Here is a 19425-nt window from a genome sequence, read left to right on the forward strand (position 1 = left end):
CCATCACGCCGGAGGTGGCGCGCTCGGTCACACCCCGGCCCGGTCACCGCTCACGTGACAGTCGGCCAGGTGGTCGTCGACCATGCCGGTGGCCTGCATCAGCGCGTAGGCGGTGGTGGGGCCGACGAACCGGAAGCCCCGCTTTTTGAGCGCCTTGGCCATCGCGGCGGACTCCGGGCTGGTGGCCGGCACCTCGGCGAAGGACCGGGGGCGCGCCGCCCGGGGCGGCGGCGCGAACGACCAGAGCAGCGCGGAGAGGCCCTCGGGCAGCTCCGACGCGGCCCGGGCGTTGGCGATCGCCGCCTCGATCTTGGCCCGGTTGCGGACGATCCCCGCGTCGGCCATCAGCCGGGCCACGTCGGACTCGCCGTAGCGGGCCACCGACTCGATCCGGAACCCGGCGAAGGCGTCCCGGAACGCCTGCCGCTTGCGCAGGATGGTCAGCCAGGACAGGCCGGACTGGAACGCCTCCAGCGTCAGCCGCTCGTAGAGCGCGTCGTCGCCGCGCAGCGGCCGGCCCCACTCCTCGTCGTGGTAGACGGCGTAGTCGGGGGTGCTCGCTCCCCACGCGCAGCGCGGCAGCCCGTCGGGGCCGTTCACCAGGTCAGTCACGGCGTCCACGATAGGCCGGGCCACCGACAGCCCCGCCGCGCCGACCGCCGGTCAGGGCAGCCGGCCCTGCTCGACCAGCCGGGCGAACTTCTTCAACGCCTGGGTCAGGCTGAACTTCGAGCCGGGCCAGAGCACCGGCCCGGCCACCCGCCCGGCCGGGCCACCCGGCAGATGGAACCACTCGTGCCAGACCACCTGGGTGCGGTCGCGGTCCATCGGGGTGCAGCGCAGCACGCCGGGGCCGCGCAGCAGCTTGCCGCAGTGCACCACGCCGACCTCGTACGGGGCGTCGACCCGGACCACACGCATCTCGTCCCGGAGCACGGCCGGGCCGAGCGCGGTGACCGCCTCGACCAGGCTGCCCTCGCCGCCGTCACCCTCGACCACCCGGACCCGGGTCAGCGGGATCCAGTCCGACTGGCGTTCCCAGGCGGTGAGCGCGGCGAAGACGCGATCGGCCGGCGCGTCGACGATCACGGTGGCGGTGACCTCGCCGGCGCCGCGCCGGGACGCCTCGGTGAAGTCGTCGGCCGGGCGGCCGGCGCCGGTCACGCGGACTCCGACCGGACCACCGAACCGCGCTCCCGGTCGTCGTCGGCCGAGCCGGCAGCGATCCCGTTCGCCGGGGAGACGGTGTCCTCGGTCGCCGCGGCGGCGGGGGCCTCCGCCACGCCCGGCTCGGCCGGGGTGCCTCCCGGCTGTCCGTCGGCGTCGGTACGGGACGGCTGCTCGGGCGCGGACAGGTCGATCACCACCGGCTCCAGGTCGGACGGGTCGGGCGCCTGCTCGGTCTCGGGCCGGGTCGCGGCGGCCTCCTCGCGCGCCCGGCGCAGCGCGTCGGCGTCCTCGGTGCGGCCGTCGCGCAGGGCCGCGTTCTCCGCCTCCAACACGCTGATCAGCTCGGACTTGTAGCCGATGTCGTACGCCGCGCGGCGCAGCGCGGAGTCGACCTGGGCCATCCGGTAGCCGCGCAGCGCGGTGTCGAAGCGGACGCCTGTCACGTCCGACTCGTCGAGCGGACGGCTGCCCGGCAGGGGCACGGCCCGCCCGTCCGGCTCGGCCGGTGTCAGGCCCGGATCCTTGCCGGAGACCAGCACCGTCACGCCGAACACCACCGCCGCGACTGTCAGCGCGACGACCAAGAGGAGCAGAACCTCACCCATGCACAGATCGTGGCATGCGGGCCGGGATCGGGCGAGCCCTCCGGGACGTCCGGTCGGTAAATGCGTCCGACGCACGGGACCGGCAGGGGTGGCGCGCACGGGACCGGATAGCGTCGGACCGGCCGGCGAGCGCGGGCGACGAGGAGGCGGGCATGACCGGGGCGTTGCGGCTGGGCGGACGGACGTTCGGCCCCGGTGAGCTGGTGGTGATGGCGATCGTCAACCGCACGCCCGACTCGTTCTTCGACCGGGGCGCCACGTTCGCCCAGGACAGCGCGCTGCGCGCGGTGGAGCGCGCGGTCGACGAGGGCGCCGAGATCATCGACATCGGCGGGGTGAAGGCCGGCCCGGGCGACGAGGTGGACGTGGCCGAGGAGATCCGGCGGACGGTGGACACCATCGCCGCGGTCCGGTCCGCCTTCCCCGAGGTGGTCGTCTCCATCGACACCTGGCGGGCCGAGGTGGCGGTGGAGGCGGTGGCGGCCGGCGCGGACCTGCTCAACGACACCTGGTCGGGGGCGGATCCGGCGCTGGCCCGGGTCGCCGCGGCGACCGGCGCCGGGCTGGTCTGCTCGCACGCCGGCGGGCTCGCGCCGCGTACCCGGCCGCACCGGGCCCACTTCGACGACGTGGTGGCCGACGTGCTCACCACGGTGACCGGGCTGGCCGAACGCGCGGCCGGGCTGGGCGTACGCCGGGACGGCATCCTGATCGACCCGGCGCACGACTTCGGCAAGAACACCCGGCACTCGCTGGAGATCACCCGGCGGCTGGCGGAGCTGACCGACACCGGCTGGCCGCTGCTGGTGGCCCTGTCGAACAAGGACTTCATCGGCGAGACGCTCGACCTGCCGGTGCCCGAGCGGTTGGAGGGGACGCTCGCCGCCACCGCGGTCTCGGCCTGGCTCGGCGCCCGGGTGTTCCGCGCCCACCAGGTCCGCGAGACCCGCCGGGTGCTGGACATGGTGGCCTCGATCCGGGGCGACCGGCCGCCGGCGGCGACCCGGCGCGGGCTGGCCTAGGAGGTCAGGTGACGCGCGGCGCCTGACGGGTCAGGTCCAGCGCAGGACGCCGCGCCGCCAGGCGTAGAGGATGCCGAGCGCGACGATCGCCACGAAGACGCCCATCTCGACCACGGTGGTGGCGCCGAAGCCGGGCCGGTCGAACACCAGCGCCCAGGGGAACAGGAAGACCGCCTCGACCGCGAAGAGCACGTACAGGTAGGCGTAGACGTAGTAGCGGATCTGCATCTGGGCCCAGTCGCCGCCGACCGGGTCGATGCCGCACTCGTACGTGGCCCGTTTGCCCCACGGCTCGGCYGGGCGGCTCGGACGTAACACCCGGTTCGCGGAGAACGCCGTCACGAAGAAGAGCACGGCGGCGAGCAGCAGCAGACCGAGCGTGGCGTACGAGCCGAGATATCCGGTCACGAGCGGAGCGTACCGGTCCCGTCCAGATGTCCCGGACACGTTACGAATTCGTTTCCTGGCAGGACTAGTGCCTGATGGCAAGCATCACCGAATAATGGGACACCTTGACCCGCCCCGGAGGACAGATGGCCCGCCTGCGCGTTCGACCCGTTCGGCGGGCCGCGCTCCGTCGTACCCTCGCACTGCTGGTGCCCGCGTTGGTCGCGGCGGCGGTGGCGGTGGTGCCGGCCGGAGCCACGGCCGCCGCCGGAGGTCCGGCCGGCCTGGCCCGGGTGATCGAACCCGCCGATCCGGCCGGCGAGCCGACCGAACCGGTCCCCACCGCGGACCCGGGAACCAGCTCGCCCGCACCGCCGCCCACCGAGGCGCCGCCACCCCCGAGCACGCCTCCGCCGCCGGTCACCACCGCGCCGGCCCCGCCGGTCAGCAGCCCGCCCGTCGAACCGGCGCCGACCAGCGCGGCCCCGAACACCACCAGCGCGCCGCCGCCGGTCGTGCCGCCGGTCCAGCCCCCGCCGCCGCCCTCGGCCCAGCCGCCCGGCGGGCCGCTCGGGGTACGGGTGAACACCGAGGACGTGGTGCTCACGCCCGACTACTGGAACGCCGACAGCACGGTGGCCACGCTGCGGGTGACGGTGACGAACACCGGCGGCCGGGCGGAGCGGATCACGCTCGCCTACACGCTGCCGCCCGGGCTGACCGACGCGGGCACGCCGGGCTGCCAGCCGACCGGCGGCGCCAACCACAGCTGCGTCGGGTGGGACGCCGAGCCGGGCGCCCGGTTCAGCGCGACCATCCGGGTACGGGTCGACGGCGACGCCTGGCGGACCATGCCGCTGACCGGTTCCGTGCAGGTCACCGCCGTCGCGCCGGGGGTCAGCGGAGCGGCGTACGACGACGAGGGCTTCCCGGTGCTCTTCCCGCCCGGGCCGCCGGTGCCCGGGATCTCGCTGCGCGCCGACGAGGTGCTGTTCGACATCAGTGGCGCGCCCAGCACGCTCACCGTAAGGCTCGGCAACACCGGCGCTGTCGACGCCGCGGGCCGTGTCGAGGTGCTCCTGCCGGCCGGTGTCACGGTCGGCGACACCGGGAGCGGCTGTGCCGCGGTGACGCCCGACCGGACCCGGTGCGAGCTGGGCGTCCTGCCGGCCGGCCGGACCGCGACCCTGCGGCTGACGCTCGCCGCCTCGGCCGAGGCGCAGCGCCGTGCCCCGCTGGCCGGCGCGGTGATCGGCCGGCTGGACCCGCGCAGCGGGCGGGACCGGCAGGTGCAGATGAGCTTTCGGATCAGCGCCGCCGCGGCGGACGCCACCCCGCCGGTGGGCGTGCCGGGTCCGACCGCCTCGCAGGGCGTGCTCGCCGCCGGTGGCGGGCCGGCCGACGACGACGCCTCGACCCGGCGGACCGCGATCGCGCTGATCGCCGTGTCCGGCCTCCTGGTCGTGCTCGCGCTGACGCTGGCGACCCGCTCGCTGCGCCGCCGCAGTGACATCACGGTGCCGGAGCGGCCGGCAACCGACCGGTGATCATGAATACGTGGTGATCTGGGTTACGGACCCAGGTACTAAACGCTGCAAAGCGGGGCATACAGCGGCCCGAACCAGTCCCATACGTCGGACCTCGACCAAGGTGGCCCTAACGTGGCGACGTAGGCTCTGACGTGAGAATCGGAGCGGGCCGGGCCGGCAGGGGCGACGGCGCTCAGCGAAGCGAGGTGCGGGTGTGACCAAGCAGATCCGTCAACTGGACCGGGTGGTCATCCGGTTCGCCGGGGACTCCGGCGACGGCATGCAGCTCACCGGCGACCGGTTCACGTCGGAGACGGCGCAGCTGGGCAACGACATCTCCACGTTGCCCAACTTCCCGGCCGAGATCCGCGCCCCCGCCGGCACCCTTCCCGGCGTCTCCAGCTTCCAGGTGCACTTCGCCGACTACGACATCCTGACCCCGGGTGACGCGCCGAACGTGCTGGTGGCGATGAACCCGGCCGCGCTCAAGGCCAACCTGGCCGACCTGCCGCGCGGGGCGGACATCATCGTCAACACCGACGAGTTCACCCGGCGCAACCTGGCGAAGGTCGGCTACGCGACCAGCCCGCTGGACGACGACTCGCTCGACGGGTACGCGGTGCACCCGGTGGCGCTCACCTCGATGACGATCGGCGCGCTGGCCGAGCACGACGTCTCCAAGAAGGACGCCGAGCGCGCCAAGAACATGTTCGCGCTCGGGCTGCTGAGCTGGATGTACTCCCGCCCGTACGAGTCCACGCTGCGCTTCCTGGAGCGCAAGTTCGCGGCCCGCCCCGAGCTGGTGGCGGCGAACGTGGCCGCGTTCCGGGCCGGCTGGAACTTCGGCGAGACCACCGAGGACTTCTCCGTCCGGTACGAGGTCAAGCCGGCCAAGATGCTGCCCGGCACCTACCGGAACATCACCGGCAACGCGGCGCTGTCGCTGGGCCTGGTGGCCGCCGGGGTGCGCTCCGGGCTGCCGGTGTTCCTCGGCGCGTACCCGATCACGCCGGCCTCGGACATCCTGCACGAGCTGAGCAAGCACAAGAAGTTCGGCGTGGTCACCATGCAGGCCGAGGACGAGATCGCCGCGGTCGGTGCGGCGCTCGGCGCGTCGTACGGCGGCTCGCTCGGCGTCACCACGACGAGCGGTCCCGGTGTGGCGCTGAAGAGCGAGACGATCTCCCTCGCGGTGGCGCTGGAACTGCCGCTGGTCATCGTCGACGTGCAGCGGGCCGGACCGTCCACCGGCATGCCGACCAAGACCGAGCAGGCCGACCTGAACATGGCCCTGTACGGCCGGCACGGCGAGGCCCCGGTCGCGGTAATCGCGCCGAAGTCGCCGTCGGACTGCTTCCACGCGGYGCTGGAGGCGGCCCGGATCGCGCTGACCTACCGCACGCCGGTGATCCTGCTGTCGGACAACTACGTCGCCAACGGCTCCGAGCCGTGGCTGCTGCCGGACGTGGAGTCGCTGCCCGACCTGCGGGTCGAGTTCGCCACGAAGCCCAACGGCGAGGACGGCACCACCTTCCTGCCGTACCTGCGGGACCCGCAGACGCTGGCCCGCCCGTGGGCGGTGCCCGGCACGGCCGGTCTGGAGCACCGGATCGGCGGCTTGGAGAAGGCCGACAAGACCGGCGACATCTCGTACGACCCGGACAACCACGACTTCATGGTGCGGACCCGCGCGGCCCGGATCGAGACCATCCCGGTGCCGGCCGTCGAGGTGGAGGACCCGGACGGCGACGCCCGGGTGCTGGTGCTGGGCTGGGGCTCCACGTACGGCCCGATCGGCGCGGCCTGCCGTGGCCTGCGCCAGCGCGGGCACTCGGTGGCCCAGGCGCACCTGCGGCACCTGGCCCCGATGCCGGCCAACCTCGGCGAGGTGCTGGCCCGGTACGACAAGGTGGTCGTGCCGGAGATGAACCTCGGCCAGCTCGCCCACGTGATCCGGGCGAAGTACCTGGTCGACGCGATCGGCTACAACCAGGTCCGCGGTCTGCCGTTCACCGCCGCCGAGCTGGAGACGATGCTGGAAGAGGTCCTGAAGAATGTCTGAGCCCGTCGCCCTCAAGCTCACCGCCAAGGACTTCAAGTCCGACCAGGAGGTGCGCTGGTGCCCCGGCTGCGGCGACTACGCCATCCTGGCGGCCGTGCAGGGCTTCATGCCGGAGCTGAACATCCCCCGGGAGAACATCGTCTTCGTCTCGGGCATCGGCTGCTCGTCGCGCTTCCCGTACTACATGAACACGTACGGGATGCACTCGATCCACGGGCGTGCCCCGGCGATCGCCACCGGCCTGTCGGTGTCCCGGCCGGACCTGTCGGTCTGGGTGGTCACCGGTGACGGCGACGCGCTCTCCATCGGCGGCAACCACCTGATCCACGCGCTGCGCCGCAACGTCAACCTGAAGATCCTGCTGTTCAACAACCGGATCTACGGGTTGACCAAGGGCCAGTACTCGCCGACCTCCGAGGTCGGCAAGATCACCAAGTCGACGCCGGTCGGTTCGGCGGACGCGCCGTTCAACCCGCTGTCGCTGGCGCTCGGCGCCGAGGCCACGTTCGTGGCCCGGACGATCGACTCGGACCGCAAGCACCTCCAGTCGGTGCTGCGGGCCGCCGCCCAGCACGAGGGCTCCGCGTTCGTGGAGATCTACCAGAACTGCAACATCTTCAACGACGGCGCGTTCGACACGCTGAAGGAGCCGGCCACCCGGGACGACTTCCTGATCCGGCTGGAGCACGGGCAGCCGATCACGTTCGGCAAGGACGGGCAGTTCTGCGTCGTCCACCCGCCGGGCGGCTTCGGCCTGGAGGTCCGGGAGACCGCGAACACGCCGGCCGAGGAGATCGTGGTGCACGACGCGGGCGTGGCCGACCCGGCGTACGCGTTCGCGCTGTCCCGGCTGCCCGGCCTGGATCTGAGCAACACCCCGATCGGCGTGTTCCGGTCGGTGGGCCGCCCCTCCTACGACAGCGTGGTGCAGGAGCAGGTCGCGGCCGCCAAGGCGAGCGTGGACAAGACCCCGGAGCAGCAGCTCGCCGCGCTGCTCGGCAGCGGCGACACCTGGACGATCCTCTGATCCGCCGCTGACGCGTCACGCGAGAGGGCGGGCCGTTCCCCGTGGAGCGGCCCGCCCTCTCGCGTGTGACGCAGCCCGGTCAGGCGGCCGCCGAGGCGGGCACCCACAGGTCGTCGACGGCCCGCTCGGCCGCGGCGAGGCTCTGCTCGAACAGCGGGACCAGCTCGGCCATCGCCGGGTTGACCGGGGCCAGGGTCAGCTCGGCGCAGATGAACCGCGGCTCCAGGCCGGTCAGGGACAGGCCGTGCGGCAGCCACGGCTCGGCGTGGTCCCAGCCCTCGCGCGGGGTGCCCGGGCCGTACCCGCCGCCGCGGCTGACCAGGACGACGAACTGGCGGTCGCCGAGCAGCCCGGCGTTCGTCACCGGGTCGTAGGCGATGCCGGGGGCGATCAGGTGGTCGACCCAGGACTTCACGCTGCTGGGCGCGCCGTAGTTGTAGAGCGGGAGCCCGAGCAGGACCGTGTCGGCCTGCTTCACCTCGGCCACGACCTCCTCGGTCAGCCGCCAGGACGCCGCCTGATCGGGGGTGTGCTGATCCGGCGGCACCATGCGCGCGAGGCCGCTCGCGGTGTTCAGGTGCGGCAGCGGGTTCTGTCCCAGGTCCCGGTAGGTGACGGTGCCGTCCGGGTGGGCGGCGCGCCAGGCGGCGGCGGCGCGGGCGGTGAGCCGCCGGCTGATCGACCGCTCCCCGGTGATGCTGGAGTCGATGTGCAGTAGGTGTGCCATTGGTGATTCCTCCTCCGACGATCGTTCGTGTAGAACCAACTATTTATAGCAGGTCGATGTTCCTCGGAGCGCGTAAACTGGGTCACATGTCCGCCGCACCGGTCGAGGAGTCCGAGCGCCGCTCCGGGCCCCTGCTCGACCACCTGGCCCGGCGGATGCGGCTGCGCTCGGAGTCGGTGCTGGCCCCGCTGGGCCTGCGCCCCCGCCACCTGGTGGCGCTCACCGTGCTGCGCGACTCCGGCGGCATCAGCCAGCAGGCGCTCGCCGGCACGCTCCAGCTCGACAGCACGAACGTGGTCGGGCTGCTCAACGACCTGGAGGCGGACGGCCTGGCCGAGCGCCGCCGCTCCCCGGAGGACCGCCGCCGGCACGAGGTACGCCTCACCGAGGCGGGCACGAAGCGACTGCGCGAGGCCGAGTGCGCGCTCGCCGGAGCCGAGGAGGAAGTTCTCGGCGCGCTGGCGCCCGGCGAGCGGGACCTGCTCTACGACCTGCTGCGACGGGCCACCCAGGGCCGGTCGTCGACCTGCGGCGAAGTGATGGCGGAGGGCGGCCCGGGCGCCTGCTGACCGCCGGCGCTCAGCGGGGCCGGGTCAGAGCGCCGTGGTGGCCTGCGGCCGGTCGTCGCGGACGTGGACCAGCATGTCGCCGGTCTCGATCACCGCGCCGGCACGGTCGTTGAGCGTGACCACCTTGCCCCGGCGGACCAGCGCGATGACCAGCGACTCCAGCTCACGCGGAGAACGGCCCACCTCGTCGCGCTCGGCCGACCGCATCGCCAGCGCCATGCCCTGCCCCGGGGTGAGCAGGTCCTCCACCACGTCGATCAGGGGCGGGGCCGAGGTGGACAGGCCGAGCAGCCGCCCGGCCGTGGCCGACGAGACGATCACGTGGTGCGCGCCGCTCTGCTTGAGCAGCGGCGCGTTCTCCGCCTCGCGTACCGCCGCGATGATCCGCACCTGACCGGCGGTGAGCTGCCGGACCGTGAGCGCCACCAGCACCGAGGCGTCGTCGCTGTCGGTCGCGATGATGACCGACTTCGCGGTACGCACGTGCGCCTGCTCCAGCACCGACGAGCGGGTCGCCGAGCCCTCGATCGTCACCAGGCCGTTCGAGGTGGCCTGCCGAAGCGCCGGGCCACTGCGCTCGACCACCACGATCTTGGACTTGTCCGTGCCGTTCTCCAGCAGGGCGGAGACCGCGCTGCGGCCCTTGGTGCCGTAGCCGCAGATGATGACGTGGTCCTTCACGGTTCTCCTCCACCGCGACAGGCGACGCCCGGTGCGGTACTGCTCGGTCAGGACTTCCAGGGTGGTGCCGACCAGGATGATCAGGAAGAGCACCCGGGCGGGGGTGACGAACAGGACGTTCGCCAGTCGAGCCGACGAGCTGACCGGCGTGATGTCGCCGTACCCGGTGGTGGAGAGCGAGACCACCACATAGTAGAAGCAGTCGAGCAGGCTCAGGCCGCTGTCGTCGACGTCGCGGTAGCCGTCGCGGTCGAGCCACACCACGAACACCGTGGCGAAGACCAGGCCGAGAGCGGCGAGCAGGCGCAGGCTCAGCGCGCTCAGCGGCCCTCGCCGCTGCGCGGGAAAATGGATCACCGTCGGTCCTGCTCCGCCACCTGCACGCCCACAAGATAACGGGTACGCGGGGACGCGGCCCGCCGGGTGACGATCGGAACCCGTCGGGGCCGCTGCCGGAGGCGTGGAGAGGGCATGATGGGTAAGTCCGGGGCGCCCGACCGCGAGGAGGCCGGCATGTCGTTGCTGCGACGGGTGATCGGCGGGGTGCTCCGGCGCATCCGCCTGCGCCAGGGCCGCACGCTGCGCGAGGTGGCCCAGGCCGCCGGCGTCTCCCTGCCCTACCTCTCCGAGGTCGAGCGCGGACGCAAGGAGGCCTCCTCCGAGGTGCTCGCCGCGATCTGCCGGGCGCTCGGGATCCACCTCGCCGACCTGCTCGAAGAAGCCCGTGACGAGCTGCGCCGCGAGCGGCCGACGCCGGTCGTCCCCGGAGTCTCGGCGGCCCGGTTCGACCGGGTGCCGGTCGCCCGCACCGGGCCACAGCTGCGGGTCGGCCCGCCCCGGCTGTCCGTCACGCGCCGTCCGGCCGTGTCGTCCCGGCCACCCGTGTCCCGCCGGCCCGCCGTCTCGCTCCGGCCGCACGTCGCCCGTCGGCCGGTCACCGCCACGCCGCTGCTCGGCGGCACGCTGCGGCCCCTGGGCCCCGGGCCGGCGCCGCTCGGCGCGCCCCTCGGCGCCGCCACGCCGATCGGGTTCGGTGGCGGCATCCGGATCTGGCCGGCTCCCTCCGCCCCGACCGCCCGCCCCCGTCCGCGTACCTCCGTCACGCTGGCCCGGCGGCGGGCCCGCGCGGGCCGGCGGCGGCCGGTCGCCGCGTAGCTTCTGCCGAGGGCGGATCTGCCCCGGGCAGAAAGCCTGGGCCGCGACCGTGCGCCCGGCGGACGCTGGAGACCGCCGGGTTCCCGGGCGGTCCACCGTCCACCGGCGGTACGGAGGTGCGCGGTGATGGGTGGCATCTGGATGCTCGACGATCGGCAGGCGGTGTTCGACGACCGGGTCTTCGAGCGGTTGCTGAAGGAACGGATCATCTTCCTCGGCACCGAGGTCACCGAGGCGTCGGCGAATCAGATCTGCGCGCAGATCCTGCTCCTCGCGGCCGAGGACGCGGAGCGCGACATCTTCCTCTACATCAACTCGCCCGGCGGCTCGGTGAGCGCCGGCATGGCCATCTACGACACCATGCGGTACGTCAAGAACGACGTCGCGACGCTGGCGCTCGGGATCGCCGGCTCGATGGGGCAGTTCCTGCTCTGCGCCGGGACGGCCGGCAAGCGGTTCGCGCTGCCGCACACCCGGATCCTGATGCACCAGCCCTCCGGCGGGATGGGCGGCACGGCCTCCGACATCACCATCCAGGCCGAGAACATGCTGCACGTGAAGCGGACCATGCAGGAGCTCATCGCCCGGCACAGCGGGCGCACGCTGGAGGAGATCCAGCGCGACTGGGACCGCGACCGCTGGTTCACCGCCGAGGAGGCCCGCGAGTACGGCCTGATCGACCAGGTGCTCTCCCGCGTCGACCAGCTCGCCGGGTGAGCCGGGCGGCCCGGCCGGATCACCGGCCGGGCCGCCGCTGACGTCACGGGTAGCTGATCACCGTGCTGGTGCCGTACGAGCCGACGACCGGCATCCCGACGTCGTTTATCGTGCGCTCGATCCCGCCGCTGCCGTCGAGGAACACGGTGATCGCGTCGTGGAACCGCACCCCGGCCCGGCGCGGCGCCTCGATCCCCCTGTCACAGCGGATGTCCACGCCCTGGTTGAAGTACGAGTAGACGCCCAGTCCCCACGCCTCGTGCGTGCGGACGTGATCGGCCACCTTGTACGAGGCCCAGCCGTTGCCGGTCGGGCTGCGCCAGGCCGCCTGGCTGGGCGGGTCGTAGGGCAGCTCGCTCTGGTAGAACACGGTCCGGCCGCGCTCGCCGTTCCAGATCGTCTGCCAGCGCTGGTAGTGCTCGACGAAGAGCCCGTACGCGGTCACGTCGTCACCGTTGACGATCACGCCGGTGGCGGCGGTGTTCACGGTCCAGCCGATCGTGCCGGCCCGGCCGTGGTCGCCGCGCCAGGCCCAGATGTTGTCGATCAGCGTGTGCCGGCTGTGCACCACGAGGCTGGTCACCGCCCGCCCGGCGTACGGGCCGCCGATGCGGAAGAAGACGTCCTGCAGCGAGATCGGGTTCGTGGCGTGCGACCGGTGGCAGTGCCGCGTACCGACCTCGACCAGCACCGGCGACTCGACCGGCCCGGCGTCCACCAGCACCCCGGCGATGCGGACCCCGTCCACGTCCTCGATCCGCAGCGCCGCGTCCCCGCGGTCCGGCACCAGGCTCGGCATGCCGAGGCCGAGCACGACGGTGTTCGGACGGCGTACCCGCAGGGCCCGGTCCAGGTGGTAGACGCCGGGGGTGAGCAGCAGGTGCCGGCCCCGGGCCAGTTCCGCGTTGATCCGCTTCGCCGAGTCGGTGGGCCGGGCCAGGAAAAACGCGGACAGCGGCAGCGACGGCACCGGCGCGCCGCCGGTGGCCCAGGTGGTGCCGGCGGTGTTCCGGCGCAGACGCGGTACGGCGACCCGCCAGGCGCCCCGGGCGTCGACAAACAGGTACGGCTTCTCCCGGGTCACCGGGCTGGTCGGCAGCGTCGTGTACGGCGGGTCGGGGAAGCCCTGGGCGGGCGCGCCGATCACGCCGGAGAAGACCTGGTTCCACACGCCGTTGGTCCACTCGCCGCCGAGTTCGCTGTCCCGGGTGAGCCACTGCTGCTGGGAGCCGTTGATGGTGATGCCGTCCACCTTGGAGTCGGCGATGTAGCCGCCGCTGGAGTAGCCGCCGTTGCCGGGTTCCAGCCACAGCACACCCTTGACGTGCACCCGGCGCATCGGCGACGCCTGGGAGACGGCCCATTGGTTCGACCAGTCGGTCGGGGTGACCGCGAGGTTCTCCGCCGAGCGCCAGAAGTTGGTCAGCGCGGAGATGCCGGCGGGCGAGTTCGGGTCCGGCTGCCCGACCACCCGGACCGCGCCGTGGATCTCCACGTCGTCCGGGTGGGCGCCGAGACCAGCGACAGTCGTGTAGTAGCCGAGCCTGGCGTCCACCTCGTAGCGGCCGGGCTTGAACAGCACGGCGTACCTGTCGAAGCCCATCTCGTTGCGTTCCTGGGCGGTGAAGAGCCGGTCCAGCGTGGACTGGATCTCCTCCACCGGCGTGCCGGGGTCGTACACGAAGACGTTGGGGCCGAAGTCGGGCTCGCGTGCCGGGCGCGCGGCCGGGGACGCGGCGGCGGCGCCGGCCGGGAGGCCGAGGGCGGTGAGCGAGGCCGCGGAGGCGGTGAGCGTGAGGAAACGGCGGCGGGAGGGGTCGGGTGATCGCATCTGCCTGCCTGTTCGGTGGATGGGACGGGAGAGCGCTCTCTCGGCTGTTCCTACCTCATCACCGTCGATACCGCCAGAGCCCCGCCGGTTCCGGAACCGGCGGGCTCTGCGTCGCACGTCGGTCAGGCGCGCCCGGCGCGCTGCTTCACCAGGTCGTCGACGAGCCGCTCCACGTAGTCGGCGGTGTCCTCCCACCGGGTGACCGCGTGGCAGCGGATGTCCATGGCCTTGACCGGGTAGTCGTTGCCGCCCACGTCCAGCCGGTCCCCCACGAAGAGCACGTTGTCGATGGTCAGGTCCAGGTGCTCCAGCAGCTTCCGCATGCCGTACGCCTTGTCCACACCCTTGCGGGTGACGTCGATCGAGGTCGAGCCGCCGCCACGGACCTCCAGGTCGGGCAGCTTCGCCGCGACCGCGTCCCGCAGCCGCCGCTTCTTGTCGCCGTCCGGGTCCCAGCCGTACTTCTCCGCCGGCGGCGCGGACTGACCCAGCGCGGAGAACGTGATCTGACTGCCCCGGTCCTCGATGATGTCGCCCCAGGTCTTCGCCTCCCACAGACCCAGCGCCTGCGCCGACTCGGTCAGCGCGGCAACGACACGTGCCTTGTCGGACTCGCTCAGATCCTCGGCGTAGACCTGCCGCCAGTCCCCGTCGGACCAGCGGTAGTACCGGGTACCGCAGGTGGGCATCAGGTGCAGCCGCTCGCGCTGCTGCTCGGTGAGGTCGAGGTGGGCCAGCACCTGCGACTGGAACTGCTCGAACCGACCACCGGAGATGATGAGTACGTCCACCTCGGTGAGCAGGTGGCCGAGCAGCTCCGCCATCCGACGATCGATCTGGGACTTGGAAATCGCCAGGGTGTCGTCCAGGTCGAACGCCACCACTCGAAGATCGTTCACGAATACCTCATGTCGTCGCGGACAGGCCAGAACTAGCAGGGTACCGACGCACCCTGACACCGACCTGGAGGGCCCGGACCGGAGGGCTCACCAGACCACGCGGCCCTCATGACGGAGCGTAACAGCGGCTCCGCAGCGGGTTCGGGCCTTCCGGAACCGGGCTCGACGGTGAAATGCGGTCGACAGCGTCCGGCGCCGATCGCCATGGTGAGCGGATGCGCCAGGACGAGATCTGGAACGCCGAGACCGCCGAGCGGTACGACACACCGGGCACGGGGATGTTCGCGCCGGAGGTGCTCGACCCGGCCGTGGACCGGCTCGCCGCGCTCGCCGGCGACGGGCCGGTGCTGGAGTTCGCCATCGGCACGGGCCGGGTGGCAGTCCCCCTGGCCGGACGCGGCGTGCGGGTCAGCGGCATCGAACTCTCCGTACCGATGGTGGAGCGACTGCGGTCGAAGGCCGATGCGGCGACGATCCCGGTGGTGATCGGCGACATGGCCACCGCCACCTCACCCGGGGAGTACAGCCTGGTCTACCTCGTCTACAACACCATCTCCAACCTGCTCGAACAGGCCGAACAGGTGGCGTGCTTCCGCAACGCCGCCCGCCACCTCAAGCCCGGCGGCCGGTTCGTGATCGAGCTGGAGGTGCCGGAGCTGCGCGTACTGCCGCCCGGCCAGCGGGCGGCGGTCTTCGCGACCGAGCCCGGATACGTCGGCGTGGACACCTACGACGTGCTGCGGCAACACCTCGTCTCGCACCACTTCGAGTTCGGCGACGGCCGCGAGGCGCGCGTCTTCCGCAGCCCGCACCGCTACGTCTGGCCGTCCGAGCTGGACCTGATGGGCGAGTTGGCCGGCTTCACGCTGGAGCATCGGCACGCGGACTGGTCCGGCGCGGAGTTCACCGCCGAATCGCGCTCCCACGTGTCGATCTACCGGCTCCCGGCCCGACCCACGCACCTCGCGTCGCATTGATTCATTGACTTCGATCACTCACCGTCGATAGCCTCGCGTCGACAATTACCTTCATCGATGGAGGCTGAGCGGTGAGAATCTTACGACTGCGCGAGGCGCTCGTCGCGCTCGTGACGACCGCCCTGATGACCACCACAGCGGCAACACCCGCCACGGCCGCGCCCGGCAGCGGCCTGTCCACGCTGGCGAGTTCGTCCACCTTCCCGCTGGCCGACCCGGACACCCTGCTGGCGAAGGACGGCACCTACGTCACCTACGGCACCACAGTCGGCGCCGGCACCGGCGCGCGCTGCGGCGCGACCGGCAGGCTGTACGTACCCGTCCTCGTCCATGGCTCCGGCAGCAGCGTCGGCATGGCCGATTGCGCCTCGCACGACGCGCTGCCGTCCGGTCCGGGCGCCTGGGCCGAGCCCGGCGGCGCGGTCTGGGCCCCCGGCGTCGCCCGCTTCGGCAACCGGTTCTTCATGTTCTACACCGCCTCCCGCAAGGGCTCCGGCCAGAAGTGCATCGGACGGGCCATCTCCGACAGCGCCCGCGGCCCCTTCCAGAACCAGGGCGAGTGGGCCTGCCCGGACGCCGGGCGGTGGGCACTCGACGCGAACCCCTTCGTGGCCGGCGGGAACCTGTACGTGACCTACCGGGACGACGCCATCGCCTCCGGCGCCGAGACCGGCATCTCCACGGTCCGCACCGACAGTGAGGGCCGCGCGATCTGGGACACCCGCCGGGACATGCTCAAGAGCACCGACATCACCTGGGACACCGCCAAGATCAGCGGCGGTACGCACGTGGTCGAGAACCCGGCGATGTGGAAGGCCGCCGACGGCGACTGGTACCTGATGTACTCGGGCAACAACTGGGACAGCGCGCGCTACTCCACCGGCATCGCCCGCTGCGGCGCGACTCCCCTGCCCGGCTCCCGCTGCACCCCCATCCGCGAAGGCGTGTCCCGGCCCTTCTTCGGCTACACCGGCAGCGCCGGACTCAACCCGATCCGCGGCCTGCCCGGCAACCACCAGGGCCCCGGCGGGATGGACGTCTTCGACGCCGCCGATGGCACCGCGCGCGTCGTGTGGCACTGGTGGAACGGCTCCACCCGCTTCCCGATGACCGGCGTCCTGACCCGCCCCTCCACCGGCTTCCTCGTCTCGTAGTCGGCGCGCTTGCCGACACGACTGCTCACCGTAAGCTTCGGGATGGTCACGTTCGGTAGAACTCGTTCACGGAAAATTGCATTTGGCAAGAGGTGGCACCGAAATTTTCTCGATGCGATGCATCTGCTTGTCAGGTACCCGACAGTGAATTGCCCGCTCTTGTGCTAGCTGTCCGGCGAGAGGATGCTCGAACCGTCGAACGGCACTGCGTCGCCTCACACAGAGGGCGGCGCCCGGCTGCCACCGGACGCCGCATTCGACTCCACCGCTGCAACGGAAGGAGTCACGTTGACTGTAATCCCTCACGGGTCAGACTTCGAGACACCAGAGGACGAGGACGAAACCGTTGCCGAGCCGACCGACCGGCACCGGCTCATCCTGGCGTACATCAAGACGCTCAGTCCGATCATCGCCGCCGTCGTCGCCTGCATCGGGACGCTGGTGGCAGCGCTGGTCCGCTGACCCGCCGGCCCCGCGCTCCGGCTCCGGCCGGACGCGGGGCCGTCCGCGTCACCGCCTCGTCGCCGGTTCGTCGTCCAATGTCGCCGGCGCGCCGCGTCGCGGCCACTGTCACCGGCGGGCTGCGTCGCCGTCCGGCAGCCGCCGGGACCTGACCTCCGCCAGGATCAGGACCGCCAGGAGCACCACGAACAGCCCTGCCGACCCGGCCACCAGGGGATTGACGTAACCGGGCACCAGGTCGGGGCCGCACGTGGTGTCGCGCAGCGGCCACATGCTCGACGACCCGTCAGCCGACGCGCCGATGCGGTGGCTGTAGCCTTCCGGCCGCCGCAGCATGCAAGCGTCATCGGGATCCAGGATCCCGAAGGTCGTCGCCGCCAACCCGCGACCGTAAGCGGCGGCCCCGGTGAACGCCGCACCGGCGGCCAGGAACCATCCCGCCCGCCTCAGCGCCCATGCCCTGCCCCGGAGGTGCGGGTCGCGACGGAGCGCCAACAGTGCGACCACCACGAACACGAGGGCAGCGGCCGCGAACACCGGCCAGGCCAGAGCGAGCAGCACAAGTGCGAAGAAGACGAGAAACATCGACGTGCAACCTACCGCTCCAGGCGTCGTCGTACCGGCCCCGATCACCTCGCCGGATGGTCAGCATGCGCAACTCTTGTCGCCGGGCTCGGACTTGACCGTGTGCGCATCGGCTATCTGGCCGCCCACCTCACCTGGCACCTCGCGACGGGCACTGTCACCTTGCTCGTTTGTGGCCCGGGAGAGTCGCCTACTCGCCGCTGGAACCCCGGGTGAGCACGTGAGCCGGGACGGCCGAACAGAGCGTGCCCCGCCGCCCCGGCCATGATCAGAACCGCGACGAACGGTCGGGAAATGAGTGAATGCAGGCACCGCCGGCAGGGTTTTCACCCGCTTCCGCACTGACCGGCAACGATTCCGAGACGGAGCCCCTTCGCGCGTCCTCTACACGGGTGGACGCTGCCGTCCCGTCGGGAACGAAGTGACGTACGGCAATCGCAACCGCACGTCCCGCGCCGGCCAACTCATGCAGCAGAACGCGTCAGCGGTCGGACGACATTCCACCAGCAACGGCTGAGGAGATCATCGGCTGAAGCGGGGATGGTTATAGATGGCCCGGCTGAGCAGACTCGCCGTATACGCGGTTACGCACAGTCTCCCGAAGGGTCCCATCAGTGAGCTACAGCGCTCCGCCGCCCCCCGGTTACCCAGCTACGCATTTGCAGCAGCCTCCGAAGAAGCGCCCCGTGCGGCTCATCATCGCAGCGGCCGTCGGCGGTGTCTTGGTGCTCTGCTGCGGCGGAGTGACCATCGCTGCGGCAGTCGGCGGTGGCGACTCACCCCCCGCAAGGAGCGCCGCCGCGGAGGCGACCGCTGCCGCGTCCGTCCCGGCAGAAAGCCCTACAGCAGCACCGTCGGTGGAGATCACCACCGCAGCACCCACTACCCCAACACCCACCACCGCAGCTCCTACGACAACAACACCGAAGCCGAAGCCGAAGGCCACCACCAAGGCGCCGACCGAGCCGAAGGTGTCCGTAGAGCAGGAGAACGCCATCAGGGCCGCCTCCGACTACCTGCAATATCAAGCGTTCTCCCGCTCCGGCCTGATCAAGCAGTTGGAGTTCGAGGGCTACCCGAGGAAGATCGCAACCCAGGCCGTGGATTCTCTGAAGGTTGACTACAAGAAACAGGCTGCCAAGATGGCGAAGGACTACCTCGACACCCAGCCGTTCTCTCGTTCGGGCCTGATCAAGCAGTTGGAATTCGAGGGGTACACGCACGCACAGGCCGTCTACGGTGTCGATCAGGTGATGTGAGAAGGGCATGCGGGTGCCTGTTGCGGCTTTGTCCATGGCGGGTGGCAGGCTCTGGCATGGCTCGCCGTGTCACCTACGGTCGACCGCAGACCATGTCAGTCGGTCGTAGGAGCGCCCCGCATCCGGCGCCTGCCTCGCGCCTCCGGCCAGTTCAAGGCCAGGTTCATCTAGCCTCGGTCTTTCGCTAATTGTTGATCAAGGCTTGTCGGCGTCCTGTTGATCTTCTCGGGATGGCCCGTGGTGGTGTGGGCATGGTGGTGGCCCGGCGCGTGGCCGGGTTCCTCCGAGGGTGCTCGGCGGGTCGGGGTGTCGGGTTCAGGTGATCGGTCGGGGTAGCGCGGCGAGGCGGTTGAACGCTGTGACGAGGTCGTCGGCCCAGGGCCAGTGCTGGGCGATGCGTAGCCGGGTCTGGCGGGCCGAGCGGGTGAGTCGGGCGGCGACGTGGAGTAGCCGGTAGCGCAGCTTCTTGGGTTCGGCTGCGGCAAGTTCGCCGTCCAGAAGTAGCAGTTGGGTCCAGGCGAGCAGGTCGATGCCGGTGAGGGCGACTTCCAGCCAGGCGGCGTTGATGGCGAACACGCGGGAGGGGAATCGGCCGAAGCCGGTGTCC

21 protein-coding genes are annotated in these 19425 nt (G+C 71.7%); 11 read left to right on the forward strand and 10 right to left on the reverse strand.

Annotated elements, in window-relative coordinates:
• Positions 1-27 precede the first annotated feature (27 nt).
• Genes A8711_RS01095 through A8711_RS01105 form a run of 3 tightly spaced genes read right to left on the reverse strand, consistent with a single transcriptional unit; the run spans position 28 to position 1775 of the window.
• Positions 28-612 carry a DNA-3-methyladenine glycosylase I gene (locus A8711_RS01095; RefSeq protein WP_064447752.1) on the reverse strand — a complete coding sequence of 195 codons (585 nt, stop codon included), beginning with the start codon at positions 610-612 and terminating at the stop codon, positions 28-30.
• A gap of 51 nt (positions 613-663) precedes the next feature.
• Entirely contained in the window at positions 664-1164 is a 501-nt protein-coding gene (locus A8711_RS01100) for an SRPBCC family protein (RefSeq protein WP_069087219.1), read from the reverse strand.
• Positions 1161-1775 (reverse strand): DivIVA domain-containing protein, encoded by a 615-nt coding sequence (locus A8711_RS01105; RefSeq protein ID WP_069087220.1) that lies wholly within the window; start codon positions 1773-1775, stop codon positions 1161-1163. Before A8711_RS01105 ends, A8711_RS01100 begins: the two co-directional genes overlap by 4 nt.
• 152 nt (positions 1776-1927) lie before the next feature.
• Between A8711_RS01105 and folP the strand changes: the two genes are divergently transcribed.
• Positions 1928-2797: a dihydropteroate synthase gene (gene folP / locus A8711_RS01110; RefSeq protein ID WP_043326936.1), complete on the forward strand. Its 870-nt coding sequence runs from the start codon at positions 1928-1930 to the stop codon at positions 2795-2797.
• A gap of 30 nt (positions 2798-2827) precedes the next feature.
• Here the strand turns inward: folP and A8711_RS01115 are convergent, their stop codons facing one another.
• Positions 2828-3205, reverse strand: a complete 378-nt coding sequence (locus A8711_RS01115; protein ID WP_030501070.1) for an NADH-quinone oxidoreductase subunit A — start codon at positions 3203-3205, stop codon at positions 2828-2830.
• A 188-nt stretch (positions 3206-3393) separates the two neighbouring features.
• Here A8711_RS01115 and A8711_RS01120 point away from each other — a divergent pair, with 188 nt between their 5' ends.
• The 3 genes from A8711_RS01120 (at position 3394) to A8711_RS01130 (ending at position 7802) form a co-directional block, all read left to right on the forward strand.
• Complete coding sequence (locus A8711_RS01120; protein WP_223201250.1) at positions 3394-4731, forward strand: hypothetical protein; 1338 nt, start codon at positions 3394-3396, stop codon at positions 4729-4731.
• Positions 4732-4927: 196 nt separating this feature from the next.
• Entirely contained in the window at positions 4928-6775 is a 1848-nt protein-coding gene (locus A8711_RS01125; RefSeq protein WP_069087221.1) for a 2-oxoacid:acceptor oxidoreductase subunit alpha, read from the forward strand.
• Positions 6768-7802, forward strand: a complete 1035-nt coding sequence (locus A8711_RS01130) for a 2-oxoacid:ferredoxin oxidoreductase subunit beta (protein WP_043326944.1) — start codon at positions 6768-6770, stop codon at positions 7800-7802. Before A8711_RS01125 ends, A8711_RS01130 begins: the two co-directional genes overlap by 8 nt.
• A 79-nt stretch (positions 7803-7881) precedes the next feature.
• On the opposite strand, the gene A8711_RS01135 is transcribed toward A8711_RS01130, so the two are convergent.
• On the reverse strand, positions 7882-8529 hold the full coding sequence (locus A8711_RS01135) for an FMN-dependent NADH-azoreductase (RefSeq protein ID WP_043326946.1): 648 nt from the start codon (positions 8527-8529) through the stop codon (positions 7882-7884).
• 86 nt (positions 8530-8615) lie between these two features.
• Here A8711_RS01135 and A8711_RS01140 point away from each other — a divergent pair, with 86 nt between their 5' ends.
• Positions 8616-9098, forward strand: a complete 483-nt coding sequence (locus tag A8711_RS01140; protein WP_174536704.1) for a MarR family winged helix-turn-helix transcriptional regulator — start codon at positions 8616-8618, stop codon at positions 9096-9098.
• Between the two features lie 24 nt (positions 9099-9122).
• On the opposite strand, the gene A8711_RS01145 is transcribed toward A8711_RS01140, so the two are convergent.
• Positions 9123-10136 carry a TrkA family potassium uptake protein gene (locus A8711_RS01145; RefSeq protein ID WP_043326951.1) on the reverse strand — a complete coding sequence of 338 codons (1014 nt, stop codon included), beginning with the start codon at positions 10134-10136 and terminating at the stop codon, positions 9123-9125.
• Positions 10137-10292: 156 nt separating this feature from the next.
• Here A8711_RS01145 and A8711_RS01150 point away from each other — a divergent pair, with 156 nt between their 5' ends.
• The gene (locus A8711_RS01150) at positions 10293-10934 is read left to right on the forward strand and encodes a helix-turn-helix domain-containing protein (protein ID WP_043330676.1); all 642 of its coding nucleotides are present in this window, start codon (positions 10293-10295) and stop codon (positions 10932-10934) included.
• 126 nt (positions 10935-11060) lie between these two features.
• Positions 11061-11651, forward strand: a complete 591-nt coding sequence (locus A8711_RS01155; RefSeq protein WP_043326952.1) for a ClpP family protease — start codon at positions 11061-11063, stop codon at positions 11649-11651.
• 43 nt (positions 11652-11694) lie between these two features.
• Here A8711_RS01155 and A8711_RS01160 read toward each other — a convergent pair whose 3' ends face one another.
• The gene (locus A8711_RS01160; protein ID WP_043326954.1) at positions 11695-13482 is read right to left on the reverse strand and encodes an adenylyl cyclase; all 1788 of its coding nucleotides are present in this window, start codon (positions 13480-13482) and stop codon (positions 11695-11697) included.
• A 122-nt stretch (positions 13483-13604) separates the two neighbouring features.
• Complete coding sequence (locus A8711_RS01165) at positions 13605-14381, reverse strand: HAD-IIB family hydrolase (protein WP_043326956.1); 777 nt, start codon at positions 14379-14381, stop codon at positions 13605-13607.
• A 215-nt stretch (positions 14382-14596) separates the two neighbouring features.
• On the opposite strand from A8711_RS01165, the gene A8711_RS01170 reads away from it, so the two are divergent.
• From A8711_RS01170 to A8711_RS32295, 3 genes are all read left to right on the forward strand, one after another.
• Entirely contained in the window at positions 14597-15358 is a 762-nt protein-coding gene (locus tag A8711_RS01170) for a class I SAM-dependent methyltransferase (RefSeq protein ID WP_043326958.1), read from the forward strand.
• Positions 15359-15429: 71 nt separating this feature from the next.
• Positions 15430-16512, forward strand: coding sequence for a family 43 glycosylhydrolase (locus A8711_RS01175; protein ID WP_223201251.1), 1083 nt, complete (start codon positions 15430-15432; stop codon positions 16510-16512).
• 288 nt (positions 16513-16800) lie between these two features.
• On the forward strand, positions 16801-16974 hold the full coding sequence (locus tag A8711_RS32295) for a hypothetical protein (RefSeq protein WP_013283846.1): 174 nt from the start codon (positions 16801-16803) through the stop codon (positions 16972-16974).
• 108 nt (positions 16975-17082) lie between these two features.
• On the opposite strand, the gene A8711_RS01180 is transcribed toward A8711_RS32295, so the two are convergent.
• Positions 17083-17559 (reverse strand): hypothetical protein, encoded by a 477-nt coding sequence (locus A8711_RS01180; protein ID WP_043326959.1) that lies wholly within the window; start codon positions 17557-17559, stop codon positions 17083-17085.
• Between the two features lie 686 nt (positions 17560-18245).
• Between A8711_RS01180 and A8711_RS32300 the strand changes: the two genes are divergently transcribed.
• On the forward strand, positions 18246-18818 hold the full coding sequence (locus tag A8711_RS32300; protein ID WP_198033303.1) for an Ltp family lipoprotein: 573 nt from the start codon (positions 18246-18248) through the stop codon (positions 18816-18818).
• Between the two features lie 315 nt (positions 18819-19133).
• On the opposite strand, the gene A8711_RS01190 is transcribed toward A8711_RS32300, so the two are convergent.
• The coding region (locus tag A8711_RS01190; protein WP_176722726.1) for a transposase at positions 19134-19425 on the reverse strand (292 nt) is incomplete at its 5' end.

The sequence above is a fragment of the Micromonospora sp. II genome (genome assembly GCF_001709195.1).
Lineage (GTDB): Bacteria > Actinomycetota > Actinomycetes > Mycobacteriales > Micromonosporaceae > Micromonospora > Micromonospora chalcea.